The sequence below is a fragment of the Pseudomonas eucalypticola genome (assembly GCF_013374995.1).
Taxonomy (GTDB): Bacteria; Pseudomonadota; Gammaproteobacteria; order Pseudomonadales; family Pseudomonadaceae; genus Aquipseudomonas; species Aquipseudomonas eucalypticola.
In genome coordinates, this window is the sequence record NZ_CP056030.1 from 5,661,421 (window position 1) to 5,681,378 (window position 19,958).

The following is a 19,958-nucleotide window of genomic DNA, read 5'->3' on the forward strand; positions in this document are numbered from 1 at the left end:
GCGGTTATTTCTCCGGCATCGGCATCGGAAACGGCATGACGTTGCTGGGGCCACGGGCCTCGCTGATCTTCGGCGTGCCCAGGCGCTCCACTTCGTCGATGCGCACAATGGAGTGCATGGGCACGAAACTGCGCACCACGCCTTCGAACTGTGCCTTGAGTTTTTCCTCGCTGGGGTCCACGACGACCTGGGTGCGCTCGCCAAAGACGAATTCCTCGATTTCCAGGAAGCCCCACAGATCGCTCTGGAAGATTTGCTTGGCGTACATTTCGAACACCTGGCCCTGGTTGAGGAAAATCACTTTGTAGATCGGAGCTTCGCGTTTGGTCATCTTGGGTGGGCAACAGTCGGGGGTGGTAAAGAGGGCGAAAACTATAGCACAGGCGCCGGGCAGGCAATGCTAGGAAGGTCGGGCTTGCGGCCCTATAATGTGCGGTTCGTTGAACGACCAGATGATCCCCCATGGCCAAGAAGCTTTACATCGAAACCCACGGTTGCCAGATGAACGAGTACGACAGCTCGCGCATGGTCGACCTGCTGGGTGAACATCAAGCCCTGGAGGTCACCGCCCGGGCGGAAGACGCCGACGTCATCCTGTTGAACACCTGCTCGATCCGCGAGCGGGCCCAGGACCGCGTGTACTCGCAACTGGGCCGCTGGCGCGAGCTGAAGCTGGCCAACCCGGAGATGGTCATCGCCGTGGGCGGCTGCGTGGCCAGCCAGGAGGGCGAGGCCATCCGTGACCGCGCGCCCTACGTGGACGTGGTGTTCGGCCCGCAAACCCTGCACCGGCTGCCGGAAATGATCGACGCCGCGCGCGTGACCAAACTACCCCAGGTGGATATTTCCTTCCCCGAGATCGAGAAATTCGACCACCTGCCAGAGCCGCGCATCGATGGCCCCACCGCGTATGTGTCGGTGATGGAAGGCTGCAGCAAGTACTGCACCTTCTGCGTGGTGCCTTACACCCGCGGTGAAGAAGTCAGCCGGCCGTTCGACGACGTCATCGCCGAAGTCATCCACCTGGCCGAGAACGGCGTGCGGGAAGTGACCCTGCTGGGCCAGAACGTCAATGGCTACCGCGGCCTCACCGAGGACGGCCGCCTGGCCGACCTGGCCGAGTTGATCCGCGTAGTGGCGGCCGTCGAGGGTATCGACCGTATCCGCTACACCACCTCGCACCCGCTGGAGTTCTCCGACAGCCTGATCCAGGCCCACGCCGAAGTGCCGGAACTGGTGAAACACCTGCACTTGCCGGTGCAGTCGGGCTCCGACCGCGTGCTGGCGGCCATGAAGCGCAACCACACGGTACTGGAATACAAGTCCAAGCTGCGCAAGCTCAAGGCCGCGGTGCCGGGCATCTGCATCAGCTCGGACTTCATCGTTGGCTTCCCCGGTGAAACCGAGAAAGATTTCGAGCAGACCATGAAGCTGGTGGCCGACGTGGGCTTCGACTTCTCCTATTCGTTCGTCTACAGCCAGCGCCCCGGCACCCCGGCCGCAGACCTTGCCGACGACACCCCGGAGGCGCTGAAGAAGCAACGCCTGGAGGCCTTGCAGCACCGTTTGAACCAGCAGGGCTTCGAGATCAGCCGACAGATGGTGGGTACCACCCAGCGGATTCTGGTCACCGACTACTCGCGCAAGGACCCTGGCGAGCTGCAGGGGCGTACCGAGAACAACCGCATCGTCAATTTCGCCTGCCTCGACGCCACGCTGATCGGCCAGTTCGTCGACGTGCACATCGGCGAAGCGCGCCCCCACTCGCTGCGCGGCACCCTGATCTGACCGGTCACTGAGCAGCGGTCGTGGCCGCGCCAGCGCTGCATGGGGCGCGCCTGAAAGGGCCCCCATGCAGCAGGCCGCAGGCTGCGTGCGCAGCGTTAGATGACCACTGGACATCTGGGGCCTTTCGCCGCTGGCCCGCTGGGGTTATCCTTAAATCCAACTCAATTGCCGTCGGGCGGCTAAAAACGACCTTGAACGCACCCATAGAACCTCATCGTTTCATCCTCGAGCCCTTTGAAGCTCGCCGTTTCGCCAACCTCTGCGGGCAGTTCGACGAGCATCTGCGCCTGATCGAACAACGCCTGGAAATCGAGATCCGCAACCGCGGCAATCAGTTCGAGCTGATTGGCGAACCCAAGCACACCACCTCCGCCGAACACCTGTTGCGCCGCTTGTACCGTGAGACCAAGGCCACCGAGCTGTCTCCGGACCTGGTGCACCTGTACCTGCAGGAATCGGCCATCGAAGAGCTGGACAACCCTGCCAACAACGAAGTGCCGGTGTCGTTGCGCACGCGCAAGGGCATGATTCGCCCGCGCGGGCTGAACCAGCAGCGCTACGTCAAGGAAATCCTGGGTAACGACATCAACTTCGGGATCGGCCCGGCCGGTACCGGCAAGACCTACCTGGCCGTTGCCTGCGCCGTGGATGCCCTGGAACGCGAACAGGTGCGGCGTATCCTGCTGGTGCGCCCGGCTGTGGAAGCCGGCGAGAAACTCGGCTTCCTGCCCGGCGACCTGGCGCAGAAAATCGACCCGTACCTGCGCCCGCTCTACGACGCGCTGTACGAGATGCTGGGCTTCGAACACGTGGCCAAGCTCATCGAGCGCCAGGTGATCGAGATCGCTCCGCTGGCCTACATGCGCGGCCGTACGCTGAACAACAGCTTCATCATTCTCGACGAAAGCCAGAACACCACCGTCGAGCAGATGAAGATGTTCCTGACCCGCATCGGTTTCGGCTCTACCGCCGTGATCACCGGCGACATCACCCAGGTCGACCTGCCCAAGGGCACCAAGTCCGGCCTGGCCCATGTCATCGAAGTGCTGGACGGCGTGCCAGGCATCAGCTTCACCCACTTCAAGCCCAAGGACGTGGTGCGCCACCCGCTGGTACAGCGCATCGTCGAAGCCTACGAGCGCTTCGATGCCCGTACCCCGGAACAGGACAACCGCCGCAATGGTTGAACTGGACCTGCAGGTTGCCACCAATGACCCGGTACCCAGCGAGACGTTGTTCCAGCAATGGTGCGAAACCGCGCTGGGCATGCGCAAAGGTGATTCGGAGCTGACCATCCGCCTGGTGGACGTGCCCGAAGGGCGCGAGCTGAACAACACCTACCGTCACAAGGATTACGCCACCAACGTCCTGTCCTTCCCTGCGGACGTGCCTGACGACATGCTTGACATCCCCCTGCTTGGCGACCTGGTGATCTGCGTGCCGGTGGTGGAGCGCGAGGCCGCCGAGCAAGGCAAGTCACTGGAAGCCCACTGGGCGCACCTGGTCATCCACGGCTGCTTGCACCTGCTTGGTTTCGACCATGAAGAAGACGAGGAAGCCGAGGAGATGGAAGGCCTGGAACGAGAGTTGCTTGCCCAGTTGGGTCATCCCGACCCGTATGCAGACGACGATGAACACTAATATTCACCACCGAAACAGCAAGGATCACGAGAAAAGGGCCATGAGCGAAGATCGATCGAGCAACGGGCAAAAGTCATGGCTGGGTAAAATCACCCAGGCTTTTGCCCATGAGCCGAAAAACCGCCAGGAGCTGCTGGAGCTGCTGCGCGAAGCCCACCAGAACAAGCTGCTCGACAGCGAAGCGCTGACCATCGTCGAAGGCGCTATCCAGGTTGCCGACCTGCAAGTGCGCGACATCATGGTGCCGCGCTCGCAGATGATCAGCATCAAGTCGACCCAGACACCTCGCGAATTCCTGCCCGCGGTGATCGACGCCGCCCACTCCCGCTACCCGGTCATCGGCGACAGCCATGACGATGTGATCGGCGTGCTGCTGGCCAAGGACCTGCTGCCCCTGATCCTTCAGGAAAACGGCGACAGTTTCAACATCAAGGACCTGCTGCGCCCGGCCACCTTCGTGCCCGAGTCCAAGCGCCTGAACGTGCTGCTGCGCGAATTCCGCGCCAACCACAACCACATGGCCATCGTCATCGACGAATACGGCGGCGTGGCCGGCCTGGTGACCATCGAGGACGTGCTGGAGCAGATCGTCGGTGACATCGAGGACGAGCACGATGTGGAAGAAGACAGCTACATCAAGCCCCTGCCCAGCGGCGACTTCCTGATCAAGGCGCTGACGCCGATCGAGAACTTCAACGAGTTCTTCGACAGCGAATTCTCCGATGACGAATTCGACACGGTGGGCGGCCTGGTGATGAGCGCCTTCGGCCATTTGCCCAAGCGCAACGAGACCACGGAGATCGGCGCTTACCGCTTCCGCATTCTCAACGCCGACAGCCGCCGGATACACTTGCTGCGTCTGACCCCCATCTCCCGCTGAAAACGCATTAAGGATCACAATGCGCTGGATCACCCGCCCCGGCTGGCCCGGTAACCTGCTGGCCGTGGCGGCCGGTGCACTGACCCCACTGGCCCTCGCGCCTTTCAACATCTGGCCGCTGTCGCTGCTGTCCTTGGCGCTGCTGTACCTGGGCCTGCGCGGGCTTGGCCCGCGCCAGGCTGCCGGGCGTGGCTGGTGCTATGGCTTCGGCCTGTTCGGCGCCGGCACCAGCTGGATCTACGTCAGCATCCACAACTTCGGTGGCGCCTCGGTACTGCTGGCCGGCTTGCTCATGCTCGCGTTCAGCATGGCCGTGGCGCTGTTCTTCGCCCTGCCCGCCTGGCTGTGGGCGCGCTGGCTGCGCCGCAACGAGGCGCCGCTGGCCGATGCCCTGGCTTTCGGTTCACTGTGGGTGGCCCAGGAGGCCTTCCGCGGCTGGTTCCTCACCGGCTTTCCCTGGCTCTACGCCGGTTACAGCCAGCTCGACGCGCCCCTGGCCGGGCTGGCGCCGGTCGGCGGCCTGTGGCTGGTGTCGTTCGTGCTGGCCCTGAGCGCCGCGCTGCTGTGCAACCTCCACCGCCTGCGCCAGCGCAAGGGCGCCCTCGCCGGAGCGCTGGTGCTGCTGGCTGGCCCCTGGCTCATCGGCCAGGGCCTCAAGCACCACGCCTGGACCGAGCCGTTGGGCCAGCCCCTGAGTGTGGCGGCGGTGCAGGGCAACATCGAGCAGGAAATGAAATGGGACCCAGCCCAGGTCGATGCACAACTGGCGCTGTACCGTGACATGACCTTCACGGCCAAGCGCACCGACCTGATCATCTGGCCGGAAACCGCGGTGCCGATCCTGATGGACAATGCCCAGGGCTACCTCGACATGATGGGCAACTTCGCCAGCAGCCGGAATTCGGCGCTGATCACCGGCGTGCCGATCCGCCAGCTGGTGCGCCACGAGAAGAAGTACTTCAACGGCATCACCGTGACGGGCCAGGGCGACGGCACCTACTTGAAACAGAAGCTGGTGCCCTTTGGTGAGTACGTGCCGCTGCAGGACATGCTGCGCGGGCTGATCGCGTTCTTCGACCTGCCGATGTCGGACTTCGCCCGCGGGCCGGCCGACCAGGCGCTGCTGCAAGCCAAGGGCTACGCGATCGCGCCCTTCATCTGCTATGAAGTAGTGTACCCGGAGTTCGCCGCTGGCGAAGCCGCGCGCAGCGATCTGCTGCTGACCATCAGCAACGACACCTGGTTCGGCACCTCCATCGGGCCACTGCAACACCTGCAGATGGCACAGATGAGGGCGCTGGAGGCCGGCCGCTGGATGATTCGCGCCACCAACAATGGCGTGACCGCGCTGATCAACCCGTATGGCGAAATCACCGAGCAGATCCCGCAATTCCAGAAAGGCATCCTGTATGGCGAGGTGGTGCCGATGCATCAGCTCACGCCGTACCTGCAATGGCGCTCATGGCCCCTGATCATCCTGTGCCTGCTGCTGTTTGGCTGGGCGTTGCTGGCCAGCCGTATCGCCAAGACCGTATGACCCCGTCGCCCCGCCCCAACAGGTCTCGATTAACCTGTTGGGGCGGGGGCAAGCTCGGGAAACGGCCGCGCCGCCAATCAACGGTAGAACAAACGATACCCGACCAACCCCACTGCCTCGTTCAGCAACTGCCCGCTCTGCCAGAACGCCTTGCCTTCCGGCATCCAGCCACCCAAAGGGCGGGCGTTGTCGATACCCAGGAAACCCACTGGCGCACTCACCACGTCCAGGCCGGCATGCTCGAAGCTCCAGCGTGCCCGGGGCATGTGCCAGGCCTGGGTCACCACCACCACACGATGGATGCCCTGGGCCTTGAGTATCTCGGCGCTCATGGTCGCGTTTTCCCAGGTGGTGCGGCTGGCGCCTTCCTGCCAGCGGGTCGGCACGCCGAAGTCATTTTGCAATGAAGTGGCCATGATCCAGGCCTCGCTCGGTGGCGAACCATAGTGCAGCCCGCCGGAGGTCAACACCGGCAGCCCGGACGCCTTGGCCAGGCGCGCGGCGTAACGCACGCGTTCGAGGTTCACGCCGGTGGGCTGGTCTTCACCGCCCCAGGCCGGGTCGCCGCGCTCCCGGCCTGCGCCCAGTATCACGATGGCGTCGGCGCGGCGCGCCAACTGCGGCCATTGTTCAGCGCTCAGCGCCGGTTCCTGCTCCAGCGCATGGGCTGCCAGTTGCACTGCCCGCGGCATGCTCATCAGCCAGAGCCCGCCAAGTCCTGCCACGAAACAGGCACAAGCCAGCCGAGGGCGCGAACGACGCAGCCACCAGGCCAGCAGCAGGAAGATGAAAAGAATACCTGGGGGCAACAGCAACTGTTTGATGAAGTAACGAAAAGGCATCGAGCATCTCCTGAGATGCTCGAAGCCTAAGGGTAACAACGGGATACAACAATAAGGATGTGCCGGGGGCGTGCAGGCGTGTGCATCACCTCGGCACTTACTTGAACTGCATCGACCTGGATTTGCTGGCGGGCCTTTTCGGCGCCTTGTCCTTGATCCACACTACGTTGCTGTTGCTGGCCGGCGGCACGGCGTCCCTGGGGTCGCGCACCACCGCACCGGCCTGCAGGCCCACGGGCATGGTGTCCAGGTAGGCATTGATCAACTCTACCTCGGCACGGCTGAGGCCGCGCAGTTCCAGTTCGGCGGGGGCTTCGTTGCGCAAACGTACCGAGGTCCTGGCAACATCCAGGGCCAGGCCCAGACGATCGATCAAACGTTCAAACAGCTCCGGCTTCATCCCTTTAACATGTGACTCAACCATCCGTTCACCTCATTGAAAATAAATCACGTTCCCCATTGATGAGCTTAGCGGCGCAGGCGAAACCGGCCCGCCGCCGCGACCAACGGCCAACGCCTGCGGGCATTTGCTGGCGTTCGGGCGCCTGGGGGCAGCGTGGTTTGATGCAATCAGGGTTTCCCACCTTCGAGTGGGGTCATGTATGCTACGGCGTTTAAAGATCGCCGCCGGATTGCCGGGTGTAGCGGATTTCACGCTGCCTGGATAAGGTCACCCATTTCTCAGCGCAAAGTAGCCATGCACGAACTCTATCAGCCCCGCGAAATCGAAGCCGCCGCCCAGTCGTTCTGGGACGAGCAAAAGTCCTTTGAAGTAAGTGAACAGCCAGGCAAGGAGACCTTCTACTGCCTGTCGATGTTCCCCTACCCCAGCGGCAAGCTACACATGGGGCACGTGCGCAACTACACCATCGGCGACGTGATCTCGCGCTACCACCGCATGCAGGGCAAGAACGTCCTGCAGCCAATGGGTTGGGACGCCTTCGGCATGCCGGCGGAAAACGCCGCCATGAAGAACAAGGTCGCGCCGGCCAAGTGGACCTACGAGAACATCGCCTACATGAAGACCCAGCTCAAGAGCCTGGGCCTGGCGATCGACTGGTCGCGCGAAGTCACCACCTGCAAGCCCGACTACTACCGGTGGGAGCAGTGGCTGTTCACCCGCCTGTTCGAGAAAGGCGTGATCTACCGCAAGAACGGTACCGTGAACTGGGACCCGGTAGACCAGACCGTATTGGCCAACGAACAGGTCATCGACGGCCGCGGCTGGCGTTCGGGCGCGCTGATCGAGAAGCGCGAAATCCCGATGTACTACTTCAAGATCACCGCCTACGCCGAAGAGCTGCTGGAAAGCCTCGACGAACTGCCGGGCTGGCCTGAGCAGGTCAAGACCATGCAGCGCAACTGGATCGGCAAGTCCCGCGGCATGGAAGTGCAGTTCCCGTACGACCAGGCGTCCATCGGCGAAGCCGGTGCCCTGAAAGTCTTCACCACCCGCCCTGACACCCTGATGGGTGCCACCTACGTGGCCGTGGCCGCCGAGCACCCGCTGGCCACCCTGGCGGCGCAGAACGACCCTGAGCTGCAAGCGTTCATCAATGAATGCAAGAGCGGCAGCGTCGCCGAAGCCGACGTCGCCACCCAGGAAAAGAAGGGCATGCCGACGCCGCTGTTCGTCGAGCACCCGCTGACCGGTGAAAAGCTGCCGGTATGGGTCGCCAACTATGTGCTGATGCACTACGGCGACGGTGCGGTCATGGCTGTTCCGGCGCACGATGAGCGTGACTTCGAGTTCGCCACCAAGTACAGCCTGCCGATCAAGTCGGTGGTGCGTACCAGCGCTGGCGACAGCAACCCTGCGCCGTGGCAGGAGGCCTATGGCGAGCACGGCACCCTGATCAACTCCGGTGAGTTCGACGGCCTGGACTTCGCCGGCGCTTTCGATGCCATCGAAGTGGCACTGATCAAGAAGGAACTCGGCAAGTCGCGCACCCAGTTCCGCCTGCGCGACTGGGGCATCAGCCGTCAGCGCTACTGGGGCTGCCCGATCCCGATCATCCACTGCGACAGCTGTGGCGACGTGCCCGTGCCGGAAGACCAACTGCCGGTCAAATTGCCGGAAGACGTGGTGCCGGACGGCGCTGGCTCGCCACTGGCGCGCATGCCTGAATTCTACGCGTGCACCTGCCCGAAATGCGGTGCGGCGGCCAAGCGTGAAACCGACACCATGGACACTTTCGTGGAATCGTCCTGGTACTACGCCCGCTACGCCTCGCCTCAATACGAAGGCGGCATGGTCGACCCGGCCGCGGCCAACCACTGGCTGCCGGTGGACCAGTACATCGGTGGTATCGAACACGCCATCCTGCACCTGCTGTACGCGCGCTTCTTCCACAAGCTGATGCGCGACGAAGGCCTGGTCAGCTCCAACGAGCCGTTCAAGAACCTGCTGACCCAGGGCATGGTGGTCGCCGAGACCTACTACCGCCTGGAAGAAAACGGCGGCAAGACCTGGTTCAACCCGGCCGACGTGGAGCTGGAACGCGACAGCAAGGCCAAGGTCATCAGCGCCAAGCTGATCAGCGACGGCCTGCCGGTGGAAATCGGTGGCACCGAGAAGATGTCCAAGTCCAAGAACAACGGTGTTGACCCGCAGTCGATGATCGACCAGTACGGTGCCGACACCTGCCGCCTGTTCATGATGTTCGCTTCGCCGCCCGACATGAGCCTGGAATGGTCCGACTCGGGTGTGGAAGGCTCGCATCGCTTCATGCGCCGCGTCTGGCGCCTGGCCCAGGCCCACGTCGGCCAGGGCCTGCCAGCCGCCCTGGATATCGCCAGCCTGTCGGACGAGCAGAAGGTCATCCGCCGCGCCACGCACCTGGCCATCAAGCAGGCCAGCCAGGATATTGGCCAGCACCACAAATTCAACACCGCCATCGCCCAGGTGATGACCCTGATGAACGTGCTGGAAAAGGCGCCGCAAGCCACCGAACAGGACCGCGCCCTGATTCAGGAAGGCCTGGAAACCGTGACCCTGCTGCTGGCCCCGATCACCCCGCACATCTGCCATGAACTGTGGAATGCGCTGGGCCACGTCGGCGCCGTCATCGACGCCGGCTGGCCGGTACTGGACGACAGCGCCCTGGTCCAGGACAGCCTGCAACTGGTCATCCAGGTCAACGGCAAGCTGCGTGGCCAGATCGAGATGCCGGCCAGTGCCACCCGCGAAGAAATCGAAGCCGCCGCCCGGGTCAACGAAAACGTGCTGCGCTTCATCGATGGCCTGACGATCCGCAAGGTCATCGTCGTGCCTGGCAAACTGGTCAATATCGTCGCCAGCTGATCGGATCAGCGCGCCCGGGCGACCGGGCGCCATATACAGAGTCGGCCCACAAGGTTTCTAGGGAGCATCAAGATGATCAAACGCAATCTACTGGTTATGGGCCTGGCCGTGCTGCTGGGCGCCTGCGGTTTCCAGTTGCGCGGCACCGGCACCAACGAACTGGCGCTCAAAGAACTGAACGTCACCGCTCGCGATGCCTACGGCCCGACCGTTACCCAACTGCGCAAGCAGCTCAGCGCCAGCGGCGTGAAGGTCTATGACGGCGCACCGTACAAACTGGTGCTGAGCCGTGAAGACGAGCAACAGCGTTCGGCCAGCTACACCAGCGGTACGCGCTCGGCTGAATACGAGCTGACCACTACCCTGAGCTATGACATCGTCGGCCACGAGAACCTGAACCTGCTCAGCGACAAGATCATCGTCGACAAGACCTACACCCAGGACAGCAACAACCTGGCAGGTTCCGACCAGGTGGCCCAGGAGACTCGCTCGGAAATCCGCCGCGAGCTGATCCAGCGCCTGATGCTGCGCCTGCAGCAGATCACCCCGCAGCAGTTGGACAAGCTGCAGGTCGAAGCTGACGCCAAGGCCAAGGCCCTGGCCGAGCAGGAAGCCGAAGCCCAGCGCATCCGTGATGCGACGCCGCAACAGTCACCTCTCCAGATCCCTTCGAAGTAAAAGAGGAACGGGGCGCTCAGGCGCCCCTTCTTTCATCACCATGAAACTGACCCCCGCCCAGCTCAACAAACACCTGCAAGGCAGCCTGGCGCCGATCTACGTGATCAGCGGCGACGACCCGTTGCTGTGCCAGGAAGCCGCCGACGCGGTGCGCAGTGCCGCACGTGCCCAAGGTTTCGATGAACGCCAGGTATTCAGCGCCGACGCCAATTTCGACTGGGGCACCCTGCTGCAAGCCGGCGCCAGCCTGTCGCTGTTCGCCCAGCGGCGGCTGCTGGAACTGCGCCTACCCTCGGGAAAACCCGGTGACAAGGGCGCCGCGGCGTTGATCGAATACTGCAACCGCCCGGCCGAGGACACCCTGCTGCTCATCAGCCTGCCCAAGCTGGATGGCAGTGCCCAGAAGACCAAGTGGGGCAAGGCCCTGGTCGACGGCCAGCAGACCCAGTTCGTGCAAATATGGCCGGTGGACGCCAACCAGCTGCCGCAATGGATTCGCCAGCGCCTGTCCCAGGCCGGGCTCGCGGCGCAGCAAGATGCCGTGGAGCTGATCGCTGCACGGGTGGAGGGCAACCTGTTGGCCGCCGCCCAGGAAATCGAGAAGCTCAAGCTGCTGGCCGAAAACAACCAGGTCACCTTGGAAACCGTGCAGTCGGCAGTCGCCGACAGTGCCCGCTTCGATGTGTTCGGCCTGGTGGATGCGGTGCTCAATGGCGAAGCCGCCCACGCCTTGCGCATGCTCGAAGGCCTGCGCGGCGAAGGCGTGGAGCCACCGGTCATTCTGTGGGCCCTGGCCCGCGAACTGCGGACCCTGGCCAACATTGCCCTGCAATACAGCCAAGGCACGCCGCTGGACAAAGCCTTCAGCAGCGCCAAGCCGCCCGTCTGGGACAAACGCAAACCGCTGATGAGCAAGGCCCTGCAACGTCATTCGGCCAAACGCTGGGGTGAACTGCTGCAGGACGCCCAGCACATCGATGCACAGATCAAGGGCCAGGCCCAGGGGTCGGTGTGGATCAGCCTGTCGCGCCTGTCCCTGTTGATGGCCGGGCAGCGCAACGTACTTCCTGCGCAATAGCCCACGTAGCCTGCTCGGGCCACAGGGATTGCGCGGGACCGTGATCGGCGTATGATCGGCGCTCCAGTCAAGGAGTGCCGTCATGAGCAAAAAGCGCCCCAACAAGGCCAAATCCATCGTCGCCCAACCCCTGTTCCGCAGCCGCCAGGAACGACCCGCCAAGGGCAAGTGCAGCTACCAACGCGAAGCCTTCCAGTCGAAAAACTGGGAGGCTTCTCCTTTTCTGGCAGCCTGAAAACACCGTTTACCACGAACTTTCCTACGCGTTGCCCCTCGCCCCCCGCTCTCATGATATGGTCCGCATCTGACTTGAAATACCTGGACCTGTGAATGTCTCTTCGTCGTCTCCAGCGTGTGCAAATGCGTCATCTGCTCGCTGCCTCCACCCTCGTTCTGCTGGGCGCCTGCGCTGAAAAGCCAACGGTTGCCGCCGATGCCCTGCCCACCCCTGCGCAAAAGACCTCGCCGGTCGCCCCGCTGACCACCGCCGCCCCTGTGGACACCGATGGCGTGATGCTGCCCAGTGAAACCTTCGCCCAGTGGGAAGACGGCTTCCGCCAGCAGGCGTTGCAGGCCGGCATCCGCCCGGACGTGTTCGACCGCGCCTTCACTGGCGTCACCCCGGACCCGAGTGTGGTCAAGGCCGACCGCAGCCAGCCGGAGTTCACCCGCCCGGTGTGGGAATACCTGGACGGCGCCATCTCGCCAGTACGCGTTCGCAAGGGCCAGGCGCTGATGAACCAGTACGGCGATGACTTGCAGCGCATCGAGCAGCGCTATGGCGTCGACCGTCAGGCCTTGGTGGCGGTGTGGGGCATGGAGAGCAGCTTCGGCCAGTTCCAGGGCGACAAGTCGGTGATCCGCTCGCTGGCGACCCTGGCGTACGAAGGCCGCCGCCAAGGTTTCGCCCAGGACCAGTTGATCGCTGCCCTGCAGATTCTGCAGAACGGTGACATCCAGCCCGAGGCCATGCTGGGCTCCTGGTCGGGTGCGATGGGCCAGACCCAGTTCATCCCCACCACCTACAACTCCCATGCCGTGGACTTCGACGGCGATGGCCGCCGCGATATCTGGAACAGCGCGCCAGACGCCCTGGCCTCCACCGCGCATTACCTGCAAAGCTCGGGCTGGCAACGTGGCCAGCCCTGGGGCTTCGAAGTGCAATTGGCCCCCGGTTTCGACTACGCCCAGGCCGATGGCGCCCTGCGCAAGCCAGTGGCCGAATGGCTGCTGATGGGCGTGAAGCTACCGGCGGGTACGCGCTTGCCTGCCGGTAGCGAACAGCTTTCGGCCGCCCTGCTGCTGCCCGCGGGTTACCGTGGCCCGGCGTTCCTGGTGCTGGACAACTTCCGCGCCATTCTCAAGTACAACAATTCATCGTCCTACGCCCTGGCCGTGAGCCTGCTGGCCCAGCGCTTCGACGGTGGCGGGTACGTGATGGGCGATTGGCCGCGCGATGACCTGCCGTTGAGCCGTACCGAGCGTATCGAGCTGCAAACGTTGTTGACGGCCAAGGGTTATGAGGCCGGCAACCCGGACGGTATCATCGGCGCCAACACCCGCAAGGCCATTCGCCTGGCGCAACAGTCGCTGGGGTGGCCGGCCGATGGCTACGCCAACCACAAGCTACTGGATAGCCTGCGCCAGCCTTGAAACAGGTGTCGCGCTCTTCCCGAGCTTCGCCCGGCCCCACAGTCGATCACGTGGGGCCAGGCGACACCGTTACCTGACTACATCCTGTTCCAGCATCAAGGTCTTCTGCCCTGCGTCCAGGCGTACCTGGGCGCCCAAGGGCAGGGTCAGGTTCGGGTCGCAATGGCCACTGCGCCAACCGGCCAGCACTGGAATCCCCATGGGCTCGAAGATTTCCTTGAGCAATGGCGTTAGCCGTGGCACATCCAGCCCGGCGAAATCCCCCACCAATACCCCGCGAAGCCCCTTGAAGCGCCCGGCAAGGCGCAGTTGCGTCAACAGCCGATCAACCCGGTAGAGGGGCTCGCCAACGTCCTCCAGAAACAATATGGCGCCTTGCAGGTCGATTTCGTAATCGGTGGCCAGGGTGGCGCAGATCATCGACAGGTTGCCGCCGGTCAACCGACCGCTGGCTACCCCATGCTCGATGCAGGTCAAGGGGTGCGCCACGGGGTGGGCCAGCAGGTCACCCTTGCGCAGTTGCCCGCGCAACAAGCGGCGCATGGAGTCCTCAGTCGGTGGCTGGCGGTTGGCCAACAGGTCTGAGGTGAGCATCGGCCCGTGGAAGGTGACGAAGTTGCAGTAGCGGGCAAACGCCAGGTGCAAGGCCGTGACGTCGCTGTAGCCGATGAAGGGCTTGGCGTGCCGGGTGATCAGGTCATAGTCGATTTTATCCAACAGCCGCGGCGTGCCGTAGCCCCCGCGCAGGCAGATGATGGCGTCTATGTCCGGGTCGGCGAAGGCGTCATGCAGGTCGCGCAGGCGCACGGCATCGCTGCCCGCCAGGTAGCCCTGGTGTTCGAGCACACCCGGGTAGACCTTCAGCGCATGGCCCCGGCTGCTGACCCAACGCTGCGCGGCCTCCACACTGAATTCCTTGGGGCCGGCCGGCGCGATCAGGGCGATCTGCGCCTGGGTGGGCACGCGACGCGGCAAAGCGGCGGGCGTGTGTGTGTGTTTCATTCGTCAGGCTCCTTGCGTTGATCGAAGATGCCTACTGTAGAGCGATCCCCATGACAGCACAGCATAGCCTTGTAACCCGGTGCGTCCCATGAACATACCCCGGAAACAACGATGCCGGCGGCAGTTGCGGGAACTGGCGGCCGGCATCGGTACCTCAGGCGCCGATCAGAGCTTGATCTTGGCCTCGTGCGCCTGCTGGTCGGCGTGGTACGAAGAACGTACCAGCGGGCCGGAGGCGACGTTCTTGAAGCCCATCTTGTAGCCTTCCTCGGCGAACCAGGCGAAGGTGTCCGGGTGCACGAAGCGCTGCACCGGCAAGTGGCTGCGCGACGGCTGCAGGTACTGGCCCAGGGTCAGCATGTCGATGTTGTGCTCGCGCATGCGGTGCATCACTTCGATCACTTCTTCGTCGGTCTCGCCCAGGCCCAGCATCAGGCCGGATTTGGTGGGCACGTGCGGCACCAGCTCCTTGAACTTCTGCAGCAGGGTCAGCGACCACTGGTAGTCAGAGCCCGGGCGCGCGGCCTTGTACAGGCGTGGCACGGTTTCCAGGTTGTGGTTGAACACATCCGGCGGCTCTTTGGCGGTGATTTCCAGGGCAACGTCCATGCGGCCGCGGTAGTCCGGCACCAGGGTTTCCAGCTGCACGCCTGGCGACAGCTTGCGGATTTCGCGCAGGCAGTCGGCGAAGTGCTGGGCACCACCGTCACGCAGGTCGTCGCGGTCCACCGAGGTGATGACCACGTACTTGAGGCGCAGGTCGGCGATGGCCACCGCCAGGTTCATTGGCTCGTCGGCATCCAGGGCCTTCGGACGGCCGTGGCCGACGTCGCAGAACGGGCAGCGACGGGTGCAGATATCGCCCATGATCATGAAGGTGGCGGTGCCACCGGAGAAGCACTCGCCCAGGTTCGGGCAGGACGCTTCTTCGCAGACGCTGTGCAGCTTGTGCTTGCGCAGCAGTTGCTTGATGCGATCGACTTCCGGCGAAACCGGGATACGCACGCGGATCCAGTCGGGCTTCTTCGGCAGTTCTTCGGTGGGGATGATCTTCACCGGAATACGTGCGACTTTCTCGGCGCCACGCAGCTTCACACCGGCTTCGACCTTGGGCCGCGGCGGCGTGACGTTGGTCACGGGGATCATGGTTTGCACGGATTCAGCTGTGTCTTGCGCGGTAGTCATATCAATCGATTCCGCCCGTCAGGGTCGTCTGCTCAGCGTAGTCGAGGTGCTTGACGAGCTGCGCGCGCAGCCGGGCACCAACCTCGGCATATTCAATCTGGCCTGCATGATCGCACAACTGGGTCATCGCCAGCCCGGCATATCCGCAGGGGTTGATACGGCGGAACGGCGCCAGGTCCATGTCCACGTTCAGGGCCAGGCCGTGAAAGGAACACCCGTTGCGGATCCGCAGGCCCAGGGAAGCGATCTTCGCCCCCTGGACGTAAACACCGGGCGCATCGGCCTTGGCCGCTGCCGGCACATCATATTCAGCCAGCAGCGCGACGATGGTCTGCTCGATGCGCGTGACCAGTTCGCGCACGCCGTAACCCAGGCGGCGCACGTCCAGCAGCAGGTAGGCCACCATCTGGCCCGGGCCATGGTAGGTCACCTGGCCACCACGATCCACCTGGACCACCGGAATATCACCCGGCACCAGCAAATGCTCGGCCTTGCCCGCCTGGCCCTGGGTGAACACCGCCGGGTGCTGCACCAGCCAGACTTCATCGCCGGTGGCCGGGCCACGCTGGTCGGTGAAGCGCTGCATCGCATGCCACACCGGCTCGTAGGCCATCAGGCCCAGCTCGCGAAAGCCCAGGCAAGCGGACATCAGAGCACCATTTTCACGACGCCGGTGGCACGCAGCTCACTGTTGATGTTGTACAGCTGGTCCTGGCCGGTGGCCAGGATGTGCAGCTGCAACGTGGTGTACTTGCCGTTGCTGCTCTGGCGCTCGGCGGTTTTCTCGTGCTCGATGGTCGCATGGTTGGCGACGATGGCGATCACTTGGTCTTTGAAGCCCGCCCCGGTGTCACCGATCACTTTGATCGGATAATCGGCGCAGGGGAATTCGATCTTAGGAGCCTTGACTTCGGTGTCTGTCATAGCAGTAACGGCCTCGCAAGCCGTGAAGACGGACAAACCCCCGGTCCGCACGGCGCGGTCCCGGGGGCATGCTGTTCACGTAATCAGTTGAACAAGCCGTAGAAGAATAGACGAATGCTATCCCACATGCGGCGAATGAAACCACCTTCCTCGACCGCGTCGAGGGCGATCAGGTTGGCGCTGTGCACGACCTGCTCACCGTTTTTGACTTCCACCTTGCCGATCACGTCACCTTTGGCGATAGGCGCGGTCAGCTGTGGGTTCATGGTCATGGTGGCGGTCAGGTTTTTCAGCTGGCCTTTTGGCAGGGTCATGGTCAGGTCATCGGCCAGGCCTGCACGGATCTCGTGGGTAGCGCCTTTCCATACCGGCGCCTTGGCCAGCTCGGTGCCCTTCTGGTAGAAGGTCTGGGTTTCGAAGAAGCGGAAACCGTAGGTCAGCAGCTTCTGGGTTTCGGCGGCACGCGCGGCTTCGCTGGTGGTACCGAATACAACGGCGATCAGGCGCATGCCATCACGAACGGCCGACGCCGCCATACAGTAGCCCGCTTCCTCGGTGTGGCCGGTTTTCAGACCGTCGACGGTCTTGTCGCGCCACAGCAGCAGGTTGCGGTTAGGCTGCTTGATGTTGTTCCAGAAGAACTCTTTCTGCGAGTAGATCGCGTAGTGGGCCGGGTCGATGTTGATGATCGCGCGGGCCAGCTTGGCGATGTCGTGCGGGGTGGAGTAGTGGTCCGGGTTCGGCAGCCCGGTAGGGTTCATGAAGTGGCTGTTCTCCATGCCCAGGTCGCCGGCGGTCTTGTTCATCATGTCGGCGAAGGCGTCTTCGCTGCCGGCGATGTGCTCGGCCAAGGCCACGGTAGCGTCGTTACCCGACTGAATGATGATGCCGTGCAGCAGGTCGCTGACGGTGACCTGCGAACCGACCTTGATGAACATCCGCGAACCGCCGGTGCGCCAGGCGTTTTCGCTGACGGTGACCATGTCGTTCTCGCCGATCTGGCCGCGCTTGATCTCCAGGGTGGCGATGTAGGCGCTCATCAGTTTGGTCAGGCTGGCTGGCGGCAGACGCTGGTCGCCGTTGCTGTCCACCAGGACTTGCCCGCTGGACGCTTCCATCAGTACGTAGGCCTTGGCAGCCAGTTGCGGGGCTGCAGGCGTCATTTGCTCGGCCGACATGGCAACTGGGGCGATCAGCAGCAGTACAGGCAGGCACAGGCGTTTGGCAAAGGTGGTGATGTTCATCCGTCTCTCGAAATTGCTAATGGGCACATGCCCTCGCGGGCAAAATCTGTTTGTGTGGGCCAGTGGCCCTGGTTGTTTGCGCGGCCTTTCTGCGGGCCGTTATTCATGCGGTTGCCGCCCACCCCCAAGGACAAGCGGCAACCGGGGTCCGGCCTGTCGCCAGGCCGGGAAAATCATTCGGCGGTGACCACGCTGGGCGAACCCAGGTTGGCCAGGCGCACGCTGTCCTGGGTCTGCTGCACTTCACCCGGCGTGCCGATCGGCCCCAGCCGCACTCGATACAGTGTCTGCTGGTTGCGCACGATCGAGCTGACGAACACCGGGGCCCGAACCATCGAACTCAACTTGGACCTCAGCAGCTCCGCAGCGTCCGGGTTGGCGAACGCTCCCACCTGGAGAAACTGGCCAGACGCTGGAACAGAAGCGTTTTTTTTTGCGTCGATCTGCGCGGGCAGGACGGCGGCGGCATGCTGTTGCGGTGGCGGCGTCCATTGCTCGATGGTGCCCGCCGACGCGGTGATAACAGGTTGCTGCGGTGCCTGGGCCACTTGCGGCTGGTCCAGCATCAGCGGCGCCGGACGGCCACGCTGGGCCCAGTACTGGGCCGGGTCGATGCCTTCGACCTTGACCCGCGCGGTGCCGATCTCGGCATAGCCGAGCTTCTTGGCTGCGGCGTAGGACAAGTCGATAATACGGTCGGAGTAGAACGGCCCGCGGTCGTTGACCCGCAGGATCACGCTGCGGTTGTTGTCCAGGTTGGTCACGCGTACATAGCTCGGCAGCGGCAGGGTCTTGTGCGCCGCGCTCATGCCGTACAGGTCGTACACTTCGCCATTGGCGGTGTTCTGGCCGTGGAACTTGGTGCCATACCAGGACGCCGTGCCGGTGGCCGCATAATGGCTGGCATCGGTGAGCGGGAAGTAGGTCTTGCCCAGTACCGTGTACGGGTTGGCCTTGTAGGGGCCGCTGTGCAGCGTGGGCACGGCGTCGGGAATACGCGACACGTCCACGTCCCACCACGGCGCGCCGTCCTTGTGGGCCCGATTGATGTCCAGCCCCGGCTGGGAGCGCACCACGTAGCCGCCGCTTTGCGGAGCCCGGCTGGTGGACGAACAACTGACCACCAGCATGGCGAGGGCCGCATAGCCCATCAGCTTCAAAGGTGTGCGAATCTGCAGTGTCCGCATTTACTTGACGCCCCGTGCTTGAACCAGTGCTTGCGACAGTTGATAGACGGCCATGGCATACATGGCGCTGCGATTATAGCGAGTGATGGTATAGAAGTTGCCCAACCCCATCCAATATTCCGGACCGAACTCACCGTCGAAGCGGAAAGCAGTCACGGGCATATCATCGCGCAGCGCATCATGACTCGACCAGCCCAGTGCTCGCAACTGGCCAACGTTCTTGACCGGATCGATGCCCGGGCTCAAACCCTCGTCCACGTGCTCGCCGCGCACGGTGGCGCGGCTGACCACAGGCTGACCCATGACCCAGCCGTGCTGTTTGAAGTAGTTGGCGACGCTGCCGATGGCATCATCGGGGTCACTCCAGATGTTGATGTGGCCATCGCCGTCGAAGTCCACGGCGTAAGCACGGAAACTGCTGGGCATGAATTGCGGCAGGCCCATGGCGCCCGCGTACGAGCCCTTGATGCTCAGGGGGTCGACCTGCTCTTCACGGGACAACAGCAGGAACTCGCGCAGTTCCTTGCGGAAGAAATCGGCACGGGGGGCATAATCGAATGCCAGGGTCGAAAGCGCGTCCATCACCCGGTAATTGCCGGTATTTCTGCCGAAAAACGTCTCGACACCAATGATAGACACAATAATCTGCGCCGGTACGCCATATTCCTGCTCGGCCCGCTTCAGGGCCGCTTCATGCTGGCGCCAGAAGTCCACGCCCCGGGCAATGCGGGCGTCGGTGATGAACAGTGGACGGTATTCTTTCCACGGCTTGACGCGCTCGGCGGGCTTGGAGATGGCGTCCAGAATCGCCTGCTTGCGTTGCACTTCCTGGAACACACCGATGACCTGCTCGCCGGCGAAACCATAGTCGCGGGTCATTTCACCGACGAACTGCGCCAACTGCGGGGTGCCATCGTAGTCGCCGGCCACTGCCTGCTGCGACGAACCGAGGATGCCGACCAGGCCGACCCAGGGGATGCACCGGGTGGCCCAGTTGCAGACTGCTTGCATTAAA

At 63.4% G+C, this 19,958-nt stretch carries 20 protein-coding genes; 10 read left to right on the forward strand and 10 right to left on the reverse strand.

Annotated elements, in window-relative coordinates:
* Positions 1-4: 4 nt before the first annotated feature.
* On the reverse strand, positions 5-331 hold the full coding sequence (locus HWQ56_RS25310; RefSeq protein ID WP_158153479.1) for a DUF1820 family protein: 327 nt from the start codon (positions 329-331) through the stop codon (positions 5-7).
* A gap of 131 nt (positions 332-462) precedes the next feature.
* On the opposite strand from HWQ56_RS25310, the gene miaB reads away from it, so the two are divergent.
* The 5 genes from miaB (at position 463) to lnt (ending at position 5,846) form a co-directional block, all read left to right on the forward strand.
* Complete coding sequence (miaB, locus tag HWQ56_RS25315) at positions 463-1,788, forward strand: tRNA (N6-isopentenyl adenosine(37)-C2)-methylthiotransferase MiaB (protein ID WP_158153478.1); 1,326 nt, start codon at positions 463-465, stop codon at positions 1,786-1,788.
* Between the two features lie 191 nt (positions 1,789-1,979).
* Complete coding sequence (locus HWQ56_RS25320; protein ID WP_158153477.1) at positions 1,980-2,975, forward strand: PhoH family protein; 996 nt, start codon at positions 1,980-1,982, stop codon at positions 2,973-2,975.
* On the forward strand, positions 2,968-3,429 hold the full coding sequence (gene ybeY / locus HWQ56_RS25325) for an rRNA maturation RNase YbeY (protein ID WP_158153476.1): 462 nt from the start codon (positions 2,968-2,970) through the stop codon (positions 3,427-3,429). The genes HWQ56_RS25320 and ybeY overlap by 8 nt, the downstream gene beginning before the upstream one ends.
* A gap of 40 nt (positions 3,430-3,469) precedes the next feature.
* Complete coding sequence (locus HWQ56_RS25330) at positions 3,470-4,309, forward strand: CorC family transporter (RefSeq protein ID WP_008374714.1); 840 nt, start codon at positions 3,470-3,472, stop codon at positions 4,307-4,309.
* A gap of 19 nt (positions 4,310-4,328) precedes the next feature.
* The gene (gene lnt / locus HWQ56_RS25335; protein WP_176572032.1) at positions 4,329-5,846 is read left to right on the forward strand and encodes an apolipoprotein N-acyltransferase; all 1,518 of its coding nucleotides are present in this window, start codon (positions 4,329-4,331) and stop codon (positions 5,844-5,846) included.
* 77 nt (positions 5,847-5,923) lie between these two features.
* Here lnt and HWQ56_RS25340 read toward each other — a convergent pair whose 3' ends face one another.
* On the reverse strand, positions 5,924-6,688 hold the full coding sequence (locus HWQ56_RS25340; protein ID WP_176572033.1) for a YdcF family protein: 765 nt from the start codon (positions 6,686-6,688) through the stop codon (positions 5,924-5,926).
* Between the two features lie 97 nt (positions 6,689-6,785).
* The gene (locus HWQ56_RS25345; RefSeq protein ID WP_158153473.1) at positions 6,786-7,112 is read right to left on the reverse strand and encodes a hypothetical protein; all 327 of its coding nucleotides are present in this window, start codon (positions 7,110-7,112) and stop codon (positions 6,786-6,788) included.
* Positions 7,113-7,385: 273 nt separating this feature from the next.
* Between HWQ56_RS25345 and leuS the strand changes: the two genes are divergently transcribed.
* The 5 genes from leuS (at position 7,386) to HWQ56_RS25370 (ending at position 13,401) form a co-directional block, all read left to right on the forward strand.
* Complete coding sequence (leuS, locus tag HWQ56_RS25350) at positions 7,386-9,992, forward strand: leucine--tRNA ligase (RefSeq protein WP_176572034.1); 2,607 nt, start codon at positions 7,386-7,388, stop codon at positions 9,990-9,992.
* A 72-nt stretch (positions 9,993-10,064) separates the two neighbouring features.
* Positions 10,065-10,670, forward strand: coding sequence for an LPS-assembly lipoprotein LptE (locus tag HWQ56_RS25355; protein WP_158153471.1), 606 nt, complete (start codon positions 10,065-10,067; stop codon positions 10,668-10,670).
* 40 nt (positions 10,671-10,710) lie between these two features.
* Positions 10,711-11,748, forward strand: a complete 1,038-nt coding sequence (gene holA, locus HWQ56_RS25360; protein WP_176572035.1) for a DNA polymerase III subunit delta — start codon at positions 10,711-10,713, stop codon at positions 11,746-11,748.
* An 82-nt stretch (positions 11,749-11,830) separates the two neighbouring features.
* A complete protein-coding gene (arfA, locus tag HWQ56_RS25365; protein WP_176572036.1) occupies positions 11,831-11,983 on the forward strand; it encodes an alternative ribosome rescue factor ArfA in 153 nt (50 codons plus the stop codon).
* A gap of 95 nt (positions 11,984-12,078) precedes the next feature.
* The gene (locus tag HWQ56_RS25370) at positions 12,079-13,401 is read left to right on the forward strand and encodes a lytic murein transglycosylase (protein WP_176572037.1); all 1,323 of its coding nucleotides are present in this window, start codon (positions 12,079-12,081) and stop codon (positions 13,399-13,401) included.
* Positions 13,402-13,470: 69 nt separating this feature from the next.
* Here HWQ56_RS25370 and HWQ56_RS25375 read toward each other — a convergent pair whose 3' ends face one another.
* From HWQ56_RS25375 to mltB, 7 genes are all read right to left on the reverse strand, one after another.
* Positions 13,471-14,403 carry a S66 peptidase family protein gene (locus HWQ56_RS25375; RefSeq protein WP_176572038.1) on the reverse strand — a complete coding sequence of 311 codons (933 nt, stop codon included), beginning with the start codon at positions 14,401-14,403 and terminating at the stop codon, positions 13,471-13,473.
* Between the two features lie 165 nt (positions 14,404-14,568).
* Entirely contained in the window at positions 14,569-15,549 is a 981-nt protein-coding gene (lipA, locus tag HWQ56_RS25380; protein ID WP_176572485.1) for a lipoyl synthase, read from the reverse strand.
* A gap of 40 nt (positions 15,550-15,589) precedes the next feature.
* Positions 15,590-16,237 carry a lipoyl(octanoyl) transferase LipB gene (lipB, locus tag HWQ56_RS25385; RefSeq protein ID WP_158153465.1) on the reverse strand — a complete coding sequence of 216 codons (648 nt, stop codon included), beginning with the start codon at positions 16,235-16,237 and terminating at the stop codon, positions 15,590-15,592.
* Positions 16,237-16,512: a DUF493 domain-containing protein gene (locus HWQ56_RS25390; protein WP_158153464.1), complete on the reverse strand. Its 276-nt coding sequence runs from the start codon at positions 16,510-16,512 to the stop codon at positions 16,237-16,239. The genes lipB and HWQ56_RS25390 overlap by 1 nt, the downstream gene beginning before the upstream one ends.
* 83 nt (positions 16,513-16,595) lie before the next feature.
* The gene (locus tag HWQ56_RS25395) at positions 16,596-17,756 is read right to left on the reverse strand and encodes a D-alanyl-D-alanine carboxypeptidase family protein (protein ID WP_158153463.1); all 1,161 of its coding nucleotides are present in this window, start codon (positions 17,754-17,756) and stop codon (positions 16,596-16,598) included.
* A gap of 173 nt (positions 17,757-17,929) precedes the next feature.
* Positions 17,930-18,943 carry a septal ring lytic transglycosylase RlpA family protein gene (locus HWQ56_RS25400; RefSeq protein WP_158153462.1) on the reverse strand — a complete coding sequence of 338 codons (1,014 nt, stop codon included), beginning with the start codon at positions 18,941-18,943 and terminating at the stop codon, positions 17,930-17,932.
* Positions 18,944-19,954 (reverse strand): lytic murein transglycosylase B, encoded by a 1,011-nt coding sequence (mltB, locus tag HWQ56_RS25405; protein ID WP_158153461.1) that lies wholly within the window; start codon positions 19,952-19,954, stop codon positions 18,944-18,946. It lies immediately after the preceding gene.
* Positions 19,955-19,958 lie beyond the last annotated feature (4 nt).

What these genes read in the sequence shown, in the direction of transcription:
- HWQ56_RS25345 (WP_158153473.1), bottom strand. Translation starts at nt 7,112, where the DNA reads ATGGTTGAGTCACATGTTAAAGGGATGAAGCCGGAGCTGTTTGAACGT.
- HWQ56_RS25375 (WP_176572038.1), bottom strand. Translation starts at nt 14,403, where the DNA reads ATGAAACACACACACACGCCCGCCGCTTTGCCGCGTCGCGTGCCCACC.
- HWQ56_RS25355 (WP_158153471.1), top strand. Translation starts at nt 10,065, where the DNA reads ATGATCAAACGCAATCTACTGGTTATGGGCCTGGCCGTGCTGCTGGGC.
- miaB (WP_158153478.1), top strand. Translation starts at nt 463, where the DNA reads ATGGCCAAGAAGCTTTACATCGAAACCCACGGTTGCCAGATGAACGAG.
- leuS (WP_176572034.1), top strand. Translation starts at nt 7,386, where the DNA reads ATGCACGAACTCTATCAGCCCCGCGAAATCGAAGCCGCCGCCCAGTCG.
- HWQ56_RS25390 (WP_158153464.1), bottom strand. Translation starts at nt 16,512, where the DNA reads ATGACAGACACCGAAGTCAAGGCTCCTAAGATCGAATTCCCCTGCGCC.
- HWQ56_RS25310 (WP_158153479.1), bottom strand. Translation starts at nt 331, where the DNA reads ATGACCAAACGCGAAGCTCCGATCTACAAAGTGATTTTCCTCAACCAG.
- lnt (WP_176572032.1), top strand. Translation starts at nt 4,329, where the DNA reads ATGCGCTGGATCACCCGCCCCGGCTGGCCCGGTAACCTGCTGGCCGTG.
- lipA (WP_176572485.1), bottom strand. Translation starts at nt 15,549, where the DNA reads ATGATCCCCGTGACCAACGTCACGCCGCCGCGGCCCAAGGTCGAAGCC.
- arfA (WP_176572036.1), top strand. Translation starts at nt 11,831, where the DNA reads ATGAGCAAAAAGCGCCCCAACAAGGCCAAATCCATCGTCGCCCAACCC.
- HWQ56_RS25340 (WP_176572033.1), bottom strand. Translation starts at nt 6,688, where the DNA reads ATGCCTTTTCGTTACTTCATCAAACAGTTGCTGTTGCCCCCAGGTATT.
- mltB (WP_158153461.1), bottom strand. Translation starts at nt 19,954, where the DNA reads ATGCAAGCAGTCTGCAACTGGGCCACCCGGTGCATCCCCTGGGTCGGC.
- lipB (WP_158153465.1), bottom strand. Translation starts at nt 16,237, where the DNA reads ATGTCCGCTTGCCTGGGCTTTCGCGAGCTGGGCCTGATGGCCTACGAG.
- ybeY (WP_158153476.1), top strand. Translation starts at nt 2,968, where the DNA reads ATGGTTGAACTGGACCTGCAGGTTGCCACCAATGACCCGGTACCCAGC.
- HWQ56_RS25395 (WP_158153463.1), bottom strand. Translation starts at nt 17,756, where the DNA reads ATGAACATCACCACCTTTGCCAAACGCCTGTGCCTGCCTGTACTGCTG.
- HWQ56_RS25370 (WP_176572037.1), top strand. Translation starts at nt 12,079, where the DNA reads ATGTCTCTTCGTCGTCTCCAGCGTGTGCAAATGCGTCATCTGCTCGCT.
- HWQ56_RS25330 (WP_008374714.1), top strand. Translation starts at nt 3,470, where the DNA reads ATGAGCGAAGATCGATCGAGCAACGGGCAAAAGTCATGGCTGGGTAAA.
- HWQ56_RS25400 (WP_158153462.1), bottom strand. Translation starts at nt 18,943, where the DNA reads ATGCGGACACTGCAGATTCGCACACCTTTGAAGCTGATGGGCTATGCG.
- holA (WP_176572035.1), top strand. Translation starts at nt 10,711, where the DNA reads ATGAAACTGACCCCCGCCCAGCTCAACAAACACCTGCAAGGCAGCCTG.